This window comes from Enterococcus sp. DIV0294 (assembly GCF_050558155.1).
Taxonomy (GTDB): domain Bacteria; phylum Bacillota; class Bacilli; order Lactobacillales; family Enterococcaceae; genus Enterococcus; species Enterococcus faecalis.
On record NZ_CP187889.1, the window covers coordinates 696,937 to 714,439 of the forward strand.

16 protein-coding genes are annotated in these 17,503 nt (G+C 37.9%); 9 read left to right on the plus strand and 7 right to left on the minus strand.

Going from position 1 to position 17,503, the window contains the following annotated elements; all coding sequences use genetic code 11:
• Positions 1-15: 15 nt before the first annotated feature.
• The 4 genes from tgt to adhE all read left to right on the plus strand — a co-directional run bounded on the left by tgt (position 16) and on the right by adhE (position 4,941).
• Positions 16-1,161 carry a tRNA guanosine(34) transglycosylase Tgt gene (gene tgt / locus IGJ20_RS03395; RefSeq protein ID WP_202522359.1) on the plus strand — a complete coding sequence of 382 codons (1,146 nt, stop codon included), beginning with the start codon at positions 16-18 and terminating at the stop codon, positions 1,159-1,161.
• 60 nt (positions 1,162-1,221) lie between these two features.
• A complete protein-coding gene (gene yajC / locus IGJ20_RS03400) occupies positions 1,222-1,620 on the plus strand; it encodes a preprotein translocase subunit YajC (RefSeq protein ID WP_202522360.1) in 399 nt (132 codons plus the stop codon).
• Between the two features lie 261 nt (positions 1,621-1,881).
• Entirely contained in the window at positions 1,882-2,187 is a 306-nt protein-coding gene (locus IGJ20_RS03405) for a post-transcriptional regulator (RefSeq protein WP_002355774.1), read from the plus strand.
• A gap of 156 nt (positions 2,188-2,343) precedes the next feature.
• On the plus strand, positions 2,344-4,941 hold the full coding sequence (gene adhE, locus IGJ20_RS03410) for a bifunctional acetaldehyde-CoA/alcohol dehydrogenase (RefSeq protein ID WP_002388933.1): 2,598 nt from the start codon (positions 2,344-2,346) through the stop codon (positions 4,939-4,941).
• A 44-nt stretch (positions 4,942-4,985) separates the two neighbouring features.
• On the opposite strand, the gene fni is transcribed toward adhE, so the two are convergent.
• From fni to IGJ20_RS03440, 6 genes are all read right to left on the minus strand, one after another.
• Entirely contained in the window at positions 4,986-6,029 is a 1,044-nt protein-coding gene (fni, locus tag IGJ20_RS03415) for a type 2 isopentenyl-diphosphate Delta-isomerase (RefSeq protein ID WP_002399734.1), read from the minus strand.
• Complete coding sequence (locus IGJ20_RS03420) at positions 6,013-7,119, minus strand: phosphomevalonate kinase (protein WP_002355777.1); 1,107 nt, start codon at positions 7,117-7,119, stop codon at positions 6,013-6,015. Before IGJ20_RS03420 ends, fni begins: the two co-directional genes overlap by 17 nt.
• Positions 7,120-7,121: 2 nt before the next feature.
• Positions 7,122-8,117 (minus strand): diphosphomevalonate decarboxylase, encoded by a 996-nt coding sequence (mvaD, locus tag IGJ20_RS03425; RefSeq protein WP_002355778.1) that lies wholly within the window; start codon positions 8,115-8,117, stop codon positions 7,122-7,124.
• A complete protein-coding gene (gene mvk / locus IGJ20_RS03430) occupies positions 8,117-9,061 on the minus strand; it encodes a mevalonate kinase (protein ID WP_002355780.1) in 945 nt (314 codons plus the stop codon). Before mvk ends, mvaD begins: the two co-directional genes overlap by 1 nt.
• 269 nt (positions 9,062-9,330) lie before the next feature.
• Positions 9,331-9,966 (minus strand): pentapeptide repeat-containing protein, encoded by a 636-nt coding sequence (locus tag IGJ20_RS03435; protein WP_202522361.1) that lies wholly within the window; start codon positions 9,964-9,966, stop codon positions 9,331-9,333.
• Complete coding sequence (locus IGJ20_RS03440; protein WP_002355782.1) at positions 9,963-11,036, minus strand: FUSC family protein; 1,074 nt, start codon at positions 11,034-11,036, stop codon at positions 9,963-9,965. The genes IGJ20_RS03435 and IGJ20_RS03440 overlap by 4 nt, the downstream gene beginning before the upstream one ends.
• 243 nt (positions 11,037-11,279) lie before the next feature.
• Between IGJ20_RS03440 and opp1A the strand changes: the two genes are divergently transcribed.
• Entirely contained in the window at positions 11,280-12,950 is a 1,671-nt protein-coding gene (gene opp1A / locus IGJ20_RS03445) for an oligopeptide ABC transporter substrate-binding protein Opp1A (RefSeq protein WP_010816372.1), read from the plus strand.
• Between the two features lie 78 nt (positions 12,951-13,028).
• Here opp1A and IGJ20_RS03450 read toward each other — a convergent pair whose 3' ends face one another.
• Positions 13,029-13,379: a DUF3899 domain-containing protein gene (locus tag IGJ20_RS03450; protein WP_002355784.1), complete on the minus strand. Its 351-nt coding sequence runs from the start codon at positions 13,377-13,379 to the stop codon at positions 13,029-13,031.
• Positions 13,380-13,469: 90 nt separating this feature from the next.
• Here IGJ20_RS03450 and opp1B point away from each other — a divergent pair, with 90 nt between their 5' ends.
• The 4 genes from opp1B to opp1F are packed head-to-tail and all read left to right on the plus strand — an operon-like array spanning position 13,470 to position 17,487.
• On the plus strand, positions 13,470-14,411 hold the full coding sequence (gene opp1B, locus IGJ20_RS03455) for an oligopeptide ABC transporter permease Opp1B (RefSeq protein ID WP_002381304.1): 942 nt from the start codon (positions 13,470-13,472) through the stop codon (positions 14,409-14,411).
• Complete coding sequence (opp1C, locus tag IGJ20_RS03460) at positions 14,411-15,463, plus strand: oligopeptide ABC transporter permease Opp1C (protein WP_002355787.1); 1,053 nt, start codon at positions 14,411-14,413, stop codon at positions 15,461-15,463. The genes opp1B and opp1C overlap by 1 nt, the downstream gene beginning before the upstream one ends.
• A gap of 9 nt (positions 15,464-15,472) precedes the next feature.
• Complete coding sequence (opp1D, locus tag IGJ20_RS03465; RefSeq protein ID WP_002355794.1) at positions 15,473-16,531, plus strand: oligopeptide ABC transporter ATP-binding protein Opp1D; 1,059 nt, start codon at positions 15,473-15,475, stop codon at positions 16,529-16,531.
• Positions 16,531-17,487, plus strand: a complete 957-nt coding sequence (gene opp1F / locus IGJ20_RS03470; protein ID WP_202522362.1) for an oligopeptide ABC transporter ATP-binding protein Opp1F — start codon at positions 16,531-16,533, stop codon at positions 17,485-17,487. Before opp1D ends, opp1F begins: the two co-directional genes overlap by 1 nt.
• Positions 17,488-17,503 lie beyond the last annotated feature (16 nt).

Sequence of the window (17,503 nt, forward strand, 5' to 3'; positions counted from 1 at the left end):
AAAGTAGGGAAATGAATGACGGAACCAGCCATTCGTTATCGTTTAATCAAAAAAGATAAACACACAGGTGCGCGTTTAGGTGAATTAATTACTCCTCACGGCACATTTCCAACACCAATGTTTATGCCGGTAGGTACACTTGCGACAGTTAAAACAATGTCACCAGAAGAATTAAAAGAAATGGGTGCCGGTGTTATTTTAAGTAATACTTACCATTTATGGTTACGCCCAGGTGAAGATTTAGTCGAAGAAGCAGGCGGTTTACACAAATTTATGAACTGGGATCAACCTATTTTAACTGATTCAGGTGGCTTCCAAGTCTTTTCATTAAGTGATATGCGGAAAATCGAAGAAGAAGGTGTGCATTTTAGAAATCATTTAAATGGTTCAAAAATGTTCCTTTCTCCAGAAAAAGCGATCAATATTCAAAATAAATTAGGATCAGATATTATGATGAGCTTTGATGAATGTCCACCATTTGATGAAAGCTATGAGTATGTCAAACGTTCGATTGAACGGACTTCTCGTTGGGCTGAGCGTGGCTTAAAATCCCATGCGAATCCTGATAGACAGGGATTATTCGGTATTGTTCAAGGTGCAGGATTTGAAGATTTACGTCGTCAAAGTGCCAAAGATTTAGTGAGTATGGATTTTCCTGGCTATTCGATTGGTGGCTTATCTGTTGGTGAGTCTAAGGAAGAAATGAACCGAGTCTTAGACTTTACGACACCGTTAATTCCTGAAAATAAACCACGTTACTTAATGGGTGTGGGTGCCCCTGATTCATTAATTGATGGAGTGATTCGTGGGATTGACATGTTTGATTGTGTGTTACCAACACGTATTGCGCGCAATGGTACTTGTATGACTTCACAAGGTCGCTTGGTTGTTAAAAATGCCCAATATGCAAGAGATTTTCGTCCGCTTGATGAAAAATGTGATTGTTATGTTTGTCGTAATTATACGCGGGCCTATATTCGTCATTTGATTAAATGTGATGAAACATTCGGAATCCGTTTAACATCGTATCATAATTTATACTTCTTGTTAGACTTAATGAAAAATGTCCGTCAAGCAATTATGGACGACAATTTATTAGAATTCCGACAAGCGTTTTTTGAAGAATATGGCTTTAATAAAGCGAATGCAAAAAGTTTCTAAAAATTAGAGGAAAAAACTAGTTCTTCAAGCATTTTTTTGATACAGTTAGTAGTGTGAATAATGCAGAGTGAGGTGAAACAAATGGGTGGCGGATTTACAATGATTTTTACATTAGTCCTTTTAGGAGGAATGATGTTTTTCATGACACGTTCTCAAAAGAAACAACAACAAGAACGTCAAAAACAACTAAACGCAATGAAAACTGGCGATAGTGTTGTCACAATTGGTGGTTTACATGGTGTTTTAAGTGAAATCAACGAAAAAACAGTTTTAATCGATTGCGAAGGTATTATCTTAGAATTTGACCGTGCAGCAATTCGAACTGTAACACCTGGAACTGCTGTTACAAATGATTCAGCAGTAACTAGTGTACCAGTCACAGAAGTCGAAGAGACAGTCACAGAAGAAGTAACTGAAGTTCCTGAAACATCAGATCCTTCAAAAGAAAAGAAAGACTAAACGATTCAACTAATTCATTTAATGGTTAGAGAGAGCGGAACAGGCTTTTCAAAGGCGAAACTGTGACCAGTAGTCACGCGAGAAAGCCAATAAGAAGAGACAATTCCTATTCCGCTCGTGTCGTTTATCTTAAAATGTAGGACTAGGAAGGTAGGTCATTTGGACTTACGCCCTAAGTCCTTTTTAACTATTAAGTTTACAAAAAAGGTTCCTTTTTATAGTGTTGGAATATAGTTAAAAATTGAGCAATCTTTCGCTTGGTTGGAAGGAGAAGAGCCCATGACAAAGGAAAAATTAAGTTGGTTACAACAAAAAATGCTCAATAAAAGTATTAAAAAGAAGTGCCAAAATTTTCGTGAACTAGGTTATTCTTCCATCAACGAAGAAGATTTATTGACTTATTTACTCACCTATCGTTGGAAAAAACAAACCCATTTATCTGTCAAAGACTGTCGCAAAGACATTCAGAAGGTTAAGCCGAATGAATTTTTTGACTATCAACAATTATTGGCACAGACATCAAAAAATCCTTTAAGGGACTGGCATGATATTGAAGACTTATTCTAGAAAAAAGAATAGGTCTTTTTTTTGAGATAAAAAAAATTATAAATAGTTGTGAAAAATATCACAAAAACTATTTACAAGATTCGTTTTATGTTGTATGATGTGAATGTGAAATAGTTAACAAAGTTTTTTTAAAATGAAACTCTTAGGAGGATGAACATGGTTAAAACAGTAAAAAAAGAAAAGACAGAAACAGTTGATGTTTCATCAATGATTGATGAATTAGCAACAAAAGCGAATGTCGCTTTAAAAGCAATGGAAGATTTTACACAAGAACAAGTAGATCACATTGTCCATCAAATGGCGATGGCGGCGTTAGACCAACATATGCCTTTAGCAAAAATGGCTGTCGAAGAAACTGGCCGTGGAATCTATGAAGATAAAGCAATCAAAAATATGTATGCATCTGAATACATTTGGAATAATATTAAACATGATAAAACAGTGGGTGTAATTAACAAAGACGAACAAACCGGCTTAATGGAAATTGCTGAGCCAGTTGGCGTGGTATGTGGGGTCACACCAACAACGAACCCAACGTCAACAACTATTTTTAAATCACTAATTGCCTTAAAAACAAGAAATCCAATTGTTTTTGCTTTCCATCCTAGCGCACAAAAATGTTCGGCAGAAGCGGCACGTATTGTACGGGATGCGGCGATTGCAGCAGGTGCACCAGAAAATTGTATTCAATGGATTGAACAACCATCGATTGATGCAACATCTGCTTTGATGAATCATCCAGGGATTGCCATTGTTTTAGCAACTGGTGGCGCAGGCATGGTAAAATCTGCGTACTCAACAGGTAAACCAGCACTAGGCGTTGGTCCTGGGAACGTACCAGCTTATATTGAAAAAACGGCTAAAGTAAAACGTGCGGTTAATGATTTAATTGTTTCAAAATCATTTGATAATGGAATGATTTGTGCTTCTGAGCAAGCGGTCATTGTGGATAAAGAAATTTATGCTTCTGTCAAAGCTGAGTTTGAAGCACACAATGTTTACTTCGTGAAACCGAATGAATTACAAAAACTAGAAGATGCAGTGATGAATGAAGGCAAATACGCAGTAAATCCAGCGATTGTCGGTAACTCTGCAGAAAAAATTGCTGAATTAGCAGGAATTAGCGTACCAAAAGGCACAAAAATTTTAGTCGCTGAATTAGAAGGTGCAGGTCCAGAATATCCATTATCAAGAGAAAAATTATCGCCAGTTTTAGCAATGATGAAATCAAACAATGCAGAGCATGCTTTTGAACTATGTGAAGCGATGTTAAACTTAGGTGGTTTAGGACATACAGCAGTAATTCATACAGAAGATGAAGAGTTACAAGTTGCTTTTGGTTTACGTATGAAAGCTTGTCGTATTTTAGTGAATACTCCATCAGCAGAAGGCGGTATCGGTAACATTTATAACGAAATGATTCCATCCTTAACACTTGGTTGTGGTTCATACGGGAAAAACTCTGTTTCTAAAAACGTATCAGCCATTAACTTAATTAATATTAAAACGGTAGCGAAACGGAGAAATAATATGCAATGGTTTAAATTACCTCCAAAAATTTTCTTTGAAAAAAATTCTTTACAATATCTACAAAAAATGGAAAATGTTGAACGTGTCATGTTAGTTTGTGACCCAGGTATGGTTCAATTTGGCTATGCAGATATCGTACGTAAAGAGCTACAAAAACGTAAAAATGATGTGAAAATCGAAGTATTTTCTGATGTTGAACCAAACCCATCAACAAATACTGTTTATGCAGGTACCAAAATGATGGTTGATTTCCAACCAGATACAGTGATTGCTTTGGGTGGCGGTTCTGCAATGGACGCGGCGAAAGGCATGTGGATGTTCTATGAACACCCAGATACAGAGTTCTTTGGTGCAAAACAAAAATTCTTAGATATCCGCAAACGGACATATAAAATTGCCAAACCAGAAAAAACACAATTTGTTTGTATCCCAACTACTTCAGGAACTGGTTCAGAAGTTACACCATTTGCCGTTATCACTGATAGTGAAACACACGTGAAATATCCGTTAGCAGACTATGCGTTAACACCAGATGTAGCGATTGTTGATCCACAGTTCGTAATGTCTGTGCCAGCTTCAGTCACTGCAGATACAGGTATGGATGTTTTAACACATGCTATTGAATCTTATGTTTCCGTGATGGCTTCAGATTACACACGTGGTTTAAGTTTACAAGCAATCAAGTTAGTTTTCGATCATTTAGAAAATTCAGTGAAACGTCCAGATATGGAATCTCGTGAAAAAATGCATAATGCATCAACCATGGCAGGGATGGCATTTGCTAATGCATTCTTAGGTATTTGTCACTCTATCGCTCATAAAATTGGTGGGGAATATGGCATTCCACATGGTCGTACAAATGCGATTTTATTACCACATATTATTCGTTACAATGCGAAAGATCCATCAAAACACGCAATGTTCCCTAAATATGATTACTTCCGCGCCGATACTGATTATGCAGACATTGCAAAATTCTTAGGCTTAAAAGGAAATACTACCGCAGAATTAGTAGAAGCTTTAGCAACAGCAGTAGCAGACTTAGGTAAATCAGTCGGAATTGACATGAACTTGAAAGCCCAAGGTGTCTCACAAGAAACATTAGACACAACGGTTGATCGTATGGCAGAACTTGCATATGAAGACCAATGTACAACTGCAAATCCGAAAGAACCATTAATTAGTGAACTAAAACAAATTATCTTAGATGCTTATGTAGGATAAAAGAACTCAAATAAAGAGACCAGAACATTAATGTTCTGGTCTCTTTAACGTTTTGCGAAAACAGTGCTGTCGATGCCACGGTTATGACACCAATTAACTAAAACTGGATCGAGGACAAGTGCAGTACTCGTCAATTCTTCTGTCGTCTTTTTTCCTAAAAGAGTATAAAGCATTTTCACTTCTTCTTGCCATTGCTGTACAAGGGCTAAGGTATTTTCTAAACCATTTTTACTCATAAGGGAAGCTAAGATAGTCCCAGCAACTCCCATGCTTTTGGCACCTAAAGCGAGTCCTTTGACAATATCAAGAGAGTTACGCACACCGCCAGAGCCGAGAATAGTTAGTTTCTTTTGCCAATTTTGTGATTCCAGAAGAGAGATGACCGTTGATTGCCCCCAATCATCTAAGAAAGAAAGTTCTCGTTTCTTCCGTCGGGCATTTTCAATTTGTGTAAAACTCGTTCCGCCTTGGCCGCTCACATCCGCTGCTTGAACGCCGATAGAGGTAAGTTTTTCTAAGGTTTCTTGGCTCATGCCAAAGCCAACCTCTTTGACAATGACAGGCACTTCTACGGCCTGTACGATAGCTTCAATCTTGGTTAGCCAATTAGTGAAATCACGATCTCCTTCAGGCATGACCAATTCTTGGGGCACATTTACATGGATTTGTAAGGCATTCGCTTGAAATAAATCAAGCGCTCGCTTTGCTTCTTCCACACCCAAACCTGCACCAATATTGGCAAAAATGAGTCCATCTGGGTTTTCTTTTCGCATAATTTGATACGTATCCGCTAAACTAGCATCTTTTAACGCTGCCGAGACAGATCCTGTCGCAACTAAAAGGCCAGTTTCTTTGGCAATAATGCCTAATTGCTGATTAATTTCTTTTGCACGCTGACTACCACCTGTCATTGCATTGACATAAAAAGGTTGGGGAAGCTGAAAAGAAAGAAACGAAGTGGAAATATCCACTTCGTTAACAGCGGATTCAGCAAACGATTGGTGAACAAAACGCACACGATCAAAGTCATTACTTTTTTCTTTGTGGAACGCTTTAGCTAATGATAGATGTTCATCTTTTCGATTCATGCTTCTCCTTACACTCCTTTTGACCATAGGTATAGACGTGAAGTGGCAGTGGGGTAATTCCGTCTTTTTCCCAAGCAGTCATTAATGGTAAAATCCCAGATTTTTGGCGGAAAATTACAATCCCACAATCGCCCCCGCCAGCGCCAGAAGATTTCGCAGCTCCTGTATAAGATTCAGCCAAATCACAAAGATTTTTCAAGGCTTCTGTTTCGATTACCACACCAGTCAGTGAAGATAATTCGGCGAGTAATTGGCGATTTTTAGTAATTTGTTTTTGAATAACAGAAATTTTTCCTGTGTTAAAGCCATTAATCATTGTTTCGACACAAAGCCGACTTTTCATTAAGAACTGCTCATAAGCCGCTTGTTTTTCTTCTTTTGATTGATGGACTCGATCAACTAAGTCTGAAGTGGACGCAGGGCTACCTGTCCAACCAATTAGTAAACGTAGTTGTTTCGGTACTTTTAACGGAAAAATCATTAATTCAGGCCAGTCCATTGCTAACAAATCAGTTAATGTTTCAGTGGCTACTTTTTGATTGACCCAATCATGATCGAAGGTTGAAAAGGCAATCCAGCCCCCGTAACAGCTGGCGGCGATATCTCCGCAAGAACCATTTCCTTGAACGGCTAAGTGAGCTAATGCTGATAATTTGAAAATTTCCTCATTTTCCAAACCTAAATCATAAAAAATATTCAAGGCTTTGACAGTTCCAACGGTTACTGCACCGCTTGAACCAAGACCATATTTTCGTCCATTTGAACTATCTAATTCACTCGTCACTTTTAAATGATAAAATGACAATTCTTTGTTTTGCTCTTGCGCATATTTTTCAGTTAGATGAATCGCCGCTAAAACATAATGAAAAGGATTTTCGCGAATATCTAATACAAGCTCACCATTTCGGCGTGTCCAGCGAATAGGTAACGAGCTGTATTGTGCAGATTGAATACTGCCTTCATCTGTTGTTTCTTCGACAGTTACAGTTACGAATTGATCCACAGCAACGATAATGGCAGGGTGGCCAGGTTCAACAACGGCATATTCTCCTGCAATAAATAACTTTCCTGGCGTAGTAACTTCAATCATGCTTATTTATCCATTCCTTTCGTTTCAAACAATTCAATTCCGGGACCAGCAAAAGCTGGGACTAACTGCTCTTTTGAAAAATGTTCACTTAAAAATGTTTTTAATGCTTCTAAGTTTTTCTTTTCGACTAAGACCTTGACATTCGGACCTGCATCCATTGTAAAGTAACAAGGAATTCCTTTGGCCCGTGCTTGGCGAACTAAAGCCATCGCTTGTAAACTGCCTGGGGACCAGTAAGTAAATGGAGGGACAGCGCCTAAGGTTGTTCCATGCATCCTTAACCCATTGGCTTCAATGATTTCTCCTAAACGAGGGAAGTCTTTTGTTTTAATTGCTTCATGAACTTGGGATAAATCTTTTTCCACATTGTCCAACCAACCTTGATAAAAGCTAGAAGTTTCTACTGTTCGTTTCATTCCATCACGGCTGGAAACATCTTTTTCGCCATCATTAATTAAGATAAAGAGCATGGCCAATTCGTTTTCCCAATTATTGGCTGGAATATTTTCAGCAAACGACGTTTCATCAGAGTGGCCTTTGTTCCATTGAGCAAAACCACCAAAAATACTACGACAAGCAGAACCTGAACCACGTCGCGCTAAACGTGATAAGTCTTTTGCTGAAAGATTTAATCCTAAGGCTACGTTACAGGCCCCTGCTAAAGCAGCTAGACCACTCGCTGAAGAAGCCAAACCAGCTGCAGTAGGCACAAAATTTTGACTTTCTACTTTTGCAAACCAAGTACAATCGGCTTGTTGACGAACAAGGTTCAAAAATTCTTTGACTTTTTTTGTTTGTTTTTCGTTTTGCAAGATACCATCTAAAATAAATACATCTTCTGAATAATGGGCATCAAATGTCACAGTTGTTTCTGTGTAAAAGGCATCTAATGTTAATGATAAACTACTATTCATTGGTAAAATGTATTCTTCATTGGCTTTTCCCCAATATTTAATCAGAGCAATATTTGTATGCGCTCGTGCTTTTCCTGAAAGCATTACTTTTTCACCTCTAATGATTGAATCCATGTAGCAACAGCTCCATTTTCTTCTAAAGTCTGTGCAATGGTTTGTGCGGTCTTTTTATTATCTGTTAAGGCAATCATACAGCCACCGCGACCGCCGCCGGTTAATTTTGCTCCTAGAGCGCCATGTTCTAGAGAGAGAGCCACTAGTCGATCCAGCATATCGTTGCTGACGGTTAATTGCTGGAGTTGCTCTTGCGCTAACGTCATTAGCTGACCTAATTTTTGTTTATCATCTTGTAAAATTGCCTGCTTCGCTTCTTTAGTAAAAGAACCTAATTGTTTCATTGTTTCAGCGATTGCTGTGGGATTATTTTGAGCTAGCTGCGCAATGTCTTTCACTGCTTCACGTGTTTGACCTTTAATTCCCGTATCAGCTACTACTAAGTAGGCATTAGATAAATTCATCGAGAAATGTGTGGGCGGAAATCCTCTAGTAAAAAATAAGGGATCAGCGCCGCTTGTTGCTGCGGCATCGATACCACTAGGATTGCCATGAGCAATTTTCTCACTTAAGGAAACAAGCTCAAACAATTCTTGATATGTATAAGCGTAATCAAAATAATCAAAAAGGCTTCGAACGATGGCCACAGCGGTTGCTGCGCTTGAGCCCATTCCTCGTTCAGCGGGAATCGTACTTGTTAAGGTCAAAGTGCCTTTAAACGTATCTTCCTTTAAAAAATGTAAGGTTTGCTGAACAACTTCCTTGATATTTGCTAGCTCTTGGGGCACGTCTTCAAGCAATCCTGTAAAATATGCACAATCAATCTGCATAGTTTTTGCCGGGGTAAAGACGGCTGTGATTTCTGTCGCTTGAAAAGGAAAGGCGATTGCTGGTTCGCCGTAAACAACGGCGTGTTCCCCCATTAAAATGATTTTTCCCGTCGCTTGACCGAGGCCTTGTTTTTTTATATTCATTCACTGACATTCCTTTTGAGTAGAATCGAGTATAGGACAAAAGACGTTCTTGGATTAGAAGAACGTTTGTCATAATCTCTTCATGATTTATAGGAAATGATTCCAAAAGTTTCTCTTGTTCCAAAAAAAGAGATTGCTTAACCTAAGATAGTTTACCTAAAAATAAGGCACAAGTAAAATGGTTCCGTTGGTTTTTCCAAAAAATTAATAACAATTTAATAAGAAAGAACCGACAGAACCAGTTATTCGGCTATTTTTTTAAAATTTTCTTAGGTAATCACCAAACCAAGGGCACTTGACAAATAAATGGCTTGTTCAGGGGTGACTTTAAGACCTGATAAATAGTTTGGTGAGAAAGTCAAGCGTTCAAAGGTGTTTTGGGAAAAATCCAATCCTTTTAAAGAAGTATTTAGCCAATTACTTTCGGTTAAATCGCAAGCTTCTAGCAGGAGTTTCTTCCAGGTGACCTCGAAAAATTCACTTTCGACTAAACGTGTCTGATTAAAGTGAACAAGATTAAAATTTGCAAAACGAAAAGAAGCATAATCGGCTTTGCAATCTTCAAATAGACAATCTTTTAAATAGCTATCTGCAAAATTCGTTCCTGTCAAATTGCAACGAAGGAAAGTCACTCGATGAAAACTACCAGACAGCCATTCGACGTTAGAAAAATCGCAAGCTTCAAAACGCACATTACTACAATCAAAAGAAGCAAACTGGCCATTTGCTAATGAAAGATGATCGAAAACAGCATCCCGAAAGACTAAGTTACGAACTTCTTGATTCGATAAATCAATCTGCTGATACAAATGATTTTCTAAGATTGCCTCATCTTCTAATTGACAGTTCGTTAATAGAGGAAGTTGTTCTGGCAGATTTGGTGGCAAGGGATAAGTTATTTTCATAAAACGCCTCTTTCTTCTTGTTGATTTTCAAAGGTTTCATCAATTGAGTAGGCCCGATTATAGAAACGTAGCGCAGTTGTGAAAACATAAGCGCCGGCAAAACCAAGTAAACTACCTAACACAATCCCGACTAATCGATAGTTTAAAAGATTACTAATGACTTGCTGTCGTGCAAGATTTGATAGTAATAAGGACATCGGGGTAATAAAAAAGCTGGCAATCGCATAGTTTCTGTTAATGAATCCTTCAAAAGCTGCATATAGAATACTAATGATACCGATTGTTTGTAAAGGTGTAAAGGGAATCATTAATAAAATTGCAGAAAGCAACAAACCAAGACTCGTACCTAGAATCCGTTGAACATTTCGCTGCATCACAGAATGTAAATTTTCCCCTTGTAAAATGGCTGCGCAAGTAAACGTCATCCAATAAGCGTTGACTAAATGAAGCGATTGACTTAAATAAGCCGCTAAAAATAAAATGGCCGCATAATGCAAAGCATCTAATAAAGAAGCGGGATCAATATAAAGTCGTTCTTGAAGAGACATCCGTTTTTGAAAAACGTAGGGGCGCTTGTCGATGAAATGAAGCACAATGCCCATGATAATGCCGGTCACTACTCCTAAAAGAACAAAACTGGCCATGATGGGAATCTTATGTAAAGGAAAATTGTTGCTTGTTCCCATTGCGGTTGACATGATAACTAACAAAGCACCAGGCTTCTCAATGCCATACAATCTAAAAAGTAAGCGTGCAAGAAAAGCGACGATGGCAATTGTAATGGGAATCAACCAAGGTACATGGTGACTTAGCATTCCTAAGCTGTTGCCCAGAACAATAAAAAAGCCAACAATATTCAGTCTGCGCAATAATTGGGGCAAAGGAAGCGGCTGATAATAAATAAACGTATAAATGCCCATCGAGCCAAAGGTCCCAATGAGTAAATTATTGGAAAAATAACCAATTAATAATGGAATTGCCATACAAATTGCGACACCAACTAACCGAAATAATTCGTCATTTGCTTTATCAATAGCAAACAAATCCTTTAAAAACGTAGAATTTTTCATATTTTGTCACTCCTTTACTTCCTAATTTACCATAATGTTTAGAAAACTGACAAAAGAATTGCAATAAAAGACAGGAAGAAAAAGAGTGGTTTCTGATAGGAAGAGAAGAAAAATTAAAAAAAGTTAACATTTTGACTTGCAATTTTAATATGAAAAATGTAAGATATATTCCATAGCAATAAATAATTATTAAATTCTGATTTTTCAGAAAATACAGATTGTATTATTTTAGGAGGCAACACTATGAAATTGAAAAAGTCATTAACATTCGGTGTGATTACATTATTTAGCGTAACAACTTTAGCGGCTTGTGGAGGCGGCGGAACGTCAGATAGCTCAAGCGCGTCTGGTGGCGGTAAGGCAAGTGGCGAACAAGTTTTACGTGTCACAGAACAACAAGAAATGCCAACAGCTGATTTATCACTAGCAACAGACAGAATTAGTTTTATTGCATTAAATAATGTATATGAAGGAATTTATCGTTTAGACAAAGATAACAAAGTCCAACCTGCAGGTGCAGCGGAAAAAGCAGAAGTTTCTGAAGATGGACTAACATACAAAATTAAATTAAACAAAGATGCAAAATGGTCAGACGGTAAACCAGTGACTGCGAATGACTATGTTTACGGATGGCAACGAACAGTTGATCCAGCGACAGCTTCTGAATATGCTTATCTGTATGCCTCTGTAAAAAATGGTGATGCCATTGCTAAAGGGGAAAAAGATAAATCAGAATTAGGAATTAAAGCAGTCAGTGATACAGAATTAGAAATCACTTTAGAAAAAGCAACACCATACTTTGATTACTTATTAGCTTTCCCATCGTTCTTCCCACAACGTCAAGATATTGTGGAAAAATATGGTAAAAATTATGCTTCAAACAGCGAAAGTGCTGTCTACAATGGTCCATTCGTCTTAGACGGCTTTGATGGTCCTGGTACAGATACAAAATGGTCATTCAAGAAAAACGATCAATATTGGGATAAAGACACAGTGAAACTGGACTCAGTAGATGTGAATGTCGTGAAAGAATCACCAACCGCGTTGAACTTGTTCCAAGATGGACAAACAGACGATGTTGTTCTTTCTGGTGAATTAGCCCAACAAATGGCCAATGACCCAGCTTTTGTTAGTCAAAAAGAAGCATCAACACAATATATGGAACTAAATCAACGTGATGAAAAATCACCATTTAGAAATGCAAACTTACGTAAAGCAATTTCTTACTCAATCGACCGTAAAGCGTTAGTTGAATCAATCTTAGGGGATGGTTCTATCGAGCCAAACGGTTTAGTACCAGCAGATATGGCAAAAGACCCAAGTGGCGGCAAAGACTTTGCTAAAGAAGCAGGTAGTCAAATTGAATATGATACGAAAAAAGCTAAAGAATATTGGGAAAAAGCGAAAAAAGAATTGGGGATTTCAACCTTAACAATGGATATTCTTTCTTCAGATGCAGATTCTTCTAAGAAAACAGTTGAATTTGTTCAAGGGTCAATTCAAGATGCTTTAGATGGTGTGAAGGTAACGGTTAGTCCGGTTCCATTCTCTGTTCGTTTAGATCGTTCAAACAAAGGCGACTTTGATGCAGTAATCGGTGGTTGGAGTGCTGACTATGCTGATCCAAGTAGTTTCTTAGACTTATTTGCTTCCGATAACTCATATAACCGTGGACGTTATAACAATCCAGAGTTTGACAAGTTAGTGAAAGCAGCAAGTAGCGCAGATGCGACAAATCCTGAAAAACGTTGGGATGATATGTTAAATGCAGAGAAAACGATTATGGGAGACATGGGTGTGGTACCATTATTCCAAAAATCAGAAGCGCATTTACGTGCTGAAAAAGTCAAAGATGTCGCAGTTCATCCTGCTGGCGCAACGTATGACTACAAATGGGCATACATTTCAGAATAACCTGACAAAAGATCGATAGCAAACAAAAAAGGACCTTTGCCATGGAATAAAAGGCAACGGTCCTCTTGCTATCTTGTCTTAGACCAAGTAAAATAGTAGAAAGCCTAAAGACAGAATCAGTAAGATGCCCCCAGTTTTTAGCCAGAAAGAGCGATGTGCATCGCCAATGACTGAAAGCGGGATAAACTCTTTCGGTTCATTTTTCTTTTTAAAACGAAACGCGTTTTTCATTGAGCGCTGAAAGTTATCGAAAAAGCCAGAGGACATAATCCATAAAGCAATGCCGATAATTAAAAAGAAAAGCGAAACGATAAAGAAGGTATCTGATAATGAGGAGGTAGTGATAGGTTCTTTACTTATTAATAAGTAAAGAAAAATGCCGATACTGGAAATAACGGCTGTAATAATTGGCCATTTAAAAGTTTTCATGTGTTCACCCTATCTATTATTGTGGTCTATCTAGTCATTACTTTAACGAAAATAACTGAGGAAGTCAAAAAAATCTCGGAGGTGTCATTATTGAATAGTTTTGGAAAATATTTTCTTAAACGGATCTTTTTCATGATTATCACTTTGTGGTTAATCGCAACGATTACGTTTTTCTTAATGCAATTATTACCAGGTACGCCTTATACCAACCAAGAAAAACTTAGTCCAGAAACAATCGCTATGTTGAATAAACAATCTGGCTTAGATAAACCAGTGATTGTTCAATACGGAATTTACTTAAAGAACCTGGTAACAGGAGACTTTGGTATTTCATTCCAATTTAAAAACCAACCTGTTGCTAAGTTATTAGCTGGTCGAATTGGGCCATCCCTTCAACTGGGAGGACAAGCGATTATCTTTGGTACGTTAGTCGGTATTTTATTGGGGATTATCGCAGCGATGCGTCAAAATACTTGGGTAGATACGTTGGCAACATTGTTAGCCATTTTAGGTCGTTCTATTCCAAATTTTGTTTTCGCGGTATTATTACAATACATTTTTGCAATGAAATTAAGAATCTTACCAATTGCTATGTGGAATGGTTTTGCATACACAATCTTGCCAACTATTGCCTTGGCAATGAGTCCAATGGCCGATTCGGCTAGGTTTATTCGAACCGAGATGGTAGAGGTCTTGCATAGTGATTATGTCGAATTAGCCAAAGCAAAAGGCTTGAGTCGCTGGCAAGTTGCATTCCGCCACGGATTAAGAAACAGTTTAATTCCATTGATTACCTTATTAGGACCTTTAGCCGTTGGTTTAATGACAGGTTCTTTAGTAGTAGAAAATATTTTTGCCATCCCTGGAATTGGGGAACAGTTTGTAAAATCAATTATGACAAACGACTATCCAACAATTATGGCAGTAACTATTTTGTATTCAACAATGTTAGTTGTTGTAATTCTGATTGTTGACTTACTTTATGGTTTAATTGATCCAAGAATTCGCGTATCAGGAGGTGCAAAAGGCTAATGGAAACAGTCAATAAAAATAATCTACCACAAGCGATTAAAGATATTCCGGCAGATGAGTTTCAGCCTCTAAACACTTCAACTCTAAAAGAAAGAGAGCGTATTGCCACACCGTCTTTAAGTTTCTTACAAGACTCATGGCGTCGTTTGAAAAAGAATAAAGCTGCAGTTATCTCAATGAGTTTCTTAGCAGTTATTATCTTTATCTCTATTATTACCATTTGGGTTTCACCACATAACCCAACGAAACAAAATGTTTCTTACATTAACTTACCACCACGAATTCCTGGCTTGGAAAGCGTGAATGGTTTAAATGGTAAAACAACAGTTGCTGGTCAATTAGTTGATAAATATGCACAAGCAAACGTTCCAGATAACGTAAACTTTTATCTAGGAACAGATGGTTTAGGTCGTGATGTCCTAAGTCGTTTATTTATGGGAACACGTATTTCCTTATTAATTGCGTTTATCGCGGCGATTCTAGATATTACGATTGGGGTAACGTATGGACTGATTTCCGGGTTAGTCGGCGGTCGTGTCGATACAGTGATGCAACGTATTTTAGAAGTTCTTTCTGGTATTCCTAACTTAGTTGTTATGATCTTGATGCTAACAGTCTTTGATCCAGGGATTGTTTCGATTGTTTTAGCCATGGTTATTACAAACTGGATATCAATGGCCAGGATTGTGCGAGCCCAGACCATGAAACTAAAAGACCAAGAGTTTGTCATGGCAGCAGAAACATTGGGCGAATCTCGTTGGAAAATTGCTATTAAACATATTTTACCGAATATCTCAAGTGTCATTATTGTCCAAATGATGTTCAGTATCCCATCGGCAATTTTCTTTGAAGCGTTCCTAAGTTTTATTGGGTTAGGCTTACGTCCACCAACCGCATCTTTAGGAACCTTGTTAAACGAAGGATACAAAACTTTCCGTTTCCTTCCATATTTAATGTGGATTCCAGCGGCAACACTTTCAGTTATCATGATTTGTTTCAACTTGTTAGCTGATGGTTTACGTGACGCATTTGATCCTAAGATGAAAGAGTAAGAGTGGTGAATGACTATGGAAAAAGTATTAGAAGTTAAAGACTTAAGAATCTCCTTTGATACGTTTGCAGGTAAAGTCAACGCCATTCGTGGTGTGAGTTTTGATCTTTATAAAGGTGAAACGTTAGCCATCGTAGGTGAATCAGGGAGTGGTAAATCTGTTACAACTCGCAGTATTATGCGTTTGTTGAGCAGTAATGCCAATATTGATAACGGGGAAATTTTGTTTAAAGGGCAAGATATTGTTCATAAAACAGAAAAACAAATGCAAGCCATTCGTGGTAAAGAAATCGCAATGATTTTCCAAGATCCGATGACTTCATTAGACCCAACGATGCCAATTGGCAAACAAGTGGCGGAATCATTAATCAAACATAATAAAGTCTCAAAAAAAGAAGGCTTAGCGCAAGCATTAGAATTACTAAAATTAGTCGGCATTCCTAATGCTGAAAAACGTTTGAAAAACTATCCGCACCAATTTTCTGGTGGACAACGTCAACGGATTGTCATTGCAATTGCTTTAATTTGTTATCCAGAAGTTCTAATTGCAGATGAACCAACTACAGCGTTGGATGTAACCATCCAAGCACAAATTTTAGAGTTATTAAAAGACTTACAAGAAAAAATTAGCACTTCGATTATTTTCATTACCCATGATTTAGGGGTAGTAGCGAACGTGGCTGACCGTGTCGCTGTCATGTACGGTGGACGTCTGGTTGAAGTGGGAACAGCAGAAGAAATTTTCTATAATCCACAACATCCATATACTTGGGGACTTTTAGGGTCAATGCCAACGATGGAAGGAACAGAAGACAAACTTTATGCGATTCCAGGTTCACCTCCAGATTTATTAGATCCACCAACTGGAGATGCCTTCTATCCACGGAATGAGTTTGCTTTAAAAATTGATACAGAAAAAGAACCACCTTATTTTGAAGTATCACCGACACACAAAGCAGCAACGTGGTTATTAGCACCACAAGCACCAAAAGTTACGCCTCCAGCAGAGATTGTTCGTCGTTGGGCAATTTATGCAGAGCGTCAAAAAAATCCAGGAGGTAGTAATTAATGGCAGAAGAGAAAAAAGTCCTATTAGAAGTCACTGGTTTGAAACAGTATTTCAATGTTGGTCGTAAAGACGAAGTAAAAGCCATTGATGACATTAGTTTTTATATTTTTGAAGGCGAAACCTTTGGATTAGTTGGCGAATCAGGAAGTGGAAAATCAACAACTGGTCGCAGTGTCATTCGTTTATATGATCCAACTGCTGGTGAAATTCTTTTCGATGGAAAAGACATTAGCAAAATTAAATCAAAAGCGGACATGCAAGCATTCCGCCGCGATGTTCAAATGATCTTCCAAGATCCATATGCTTCATTGAATCCAAGAATGAAAGTCAATGATATTATTGCTGAAGGAATCGATGTCAATGGATTAGCTAAAACACCAAAAGAGCGGGAAGAAAAAGTCAATGAACTTTTAAAAACGGTGGGATTAAATCCAAGTCACAGTACGCGTTATCCTCATGAGTTTTCTGGTGGGCAACGTCAACGGATTGGGATTGCTCGTGCTTTAGCGGTTAATCCACGTTTCATTATCTGTGATGAGCCGATTTCGGCTTTGGATGTGTCGATTCAAGCTCAAGTAGTAAACTTATTACAAGATTTACAAAAAGAACAAGGCTTAACTTACTTGTTTATTGCACATGACTTATCGATGGTAAAACATATCAGTGACCGAATTGGCGTAATGCACAGTGGGAAATTATTGGAAATGGGCACAAGTGATGATGTCTATAATTTCGGCGTTCATCCTTATACAGAAAGTTTACTTTCTGCGATTCCATTACCAGATCCAGACTATGAACGCACACGTAAACGGATCGTTTACCAGCCTGCAGCGGCAGATGGGAAAGATCGTGAGCTCCGTGAAATTCTCAATGGACACTATGTTTATTGTGCTGAAGACGAAGTTGCAATGTACCGTGAAAAAATTGAAGAGAAGAAAAGAAAAGCTGGTTTATAACCAGCTTCTTTTCTAA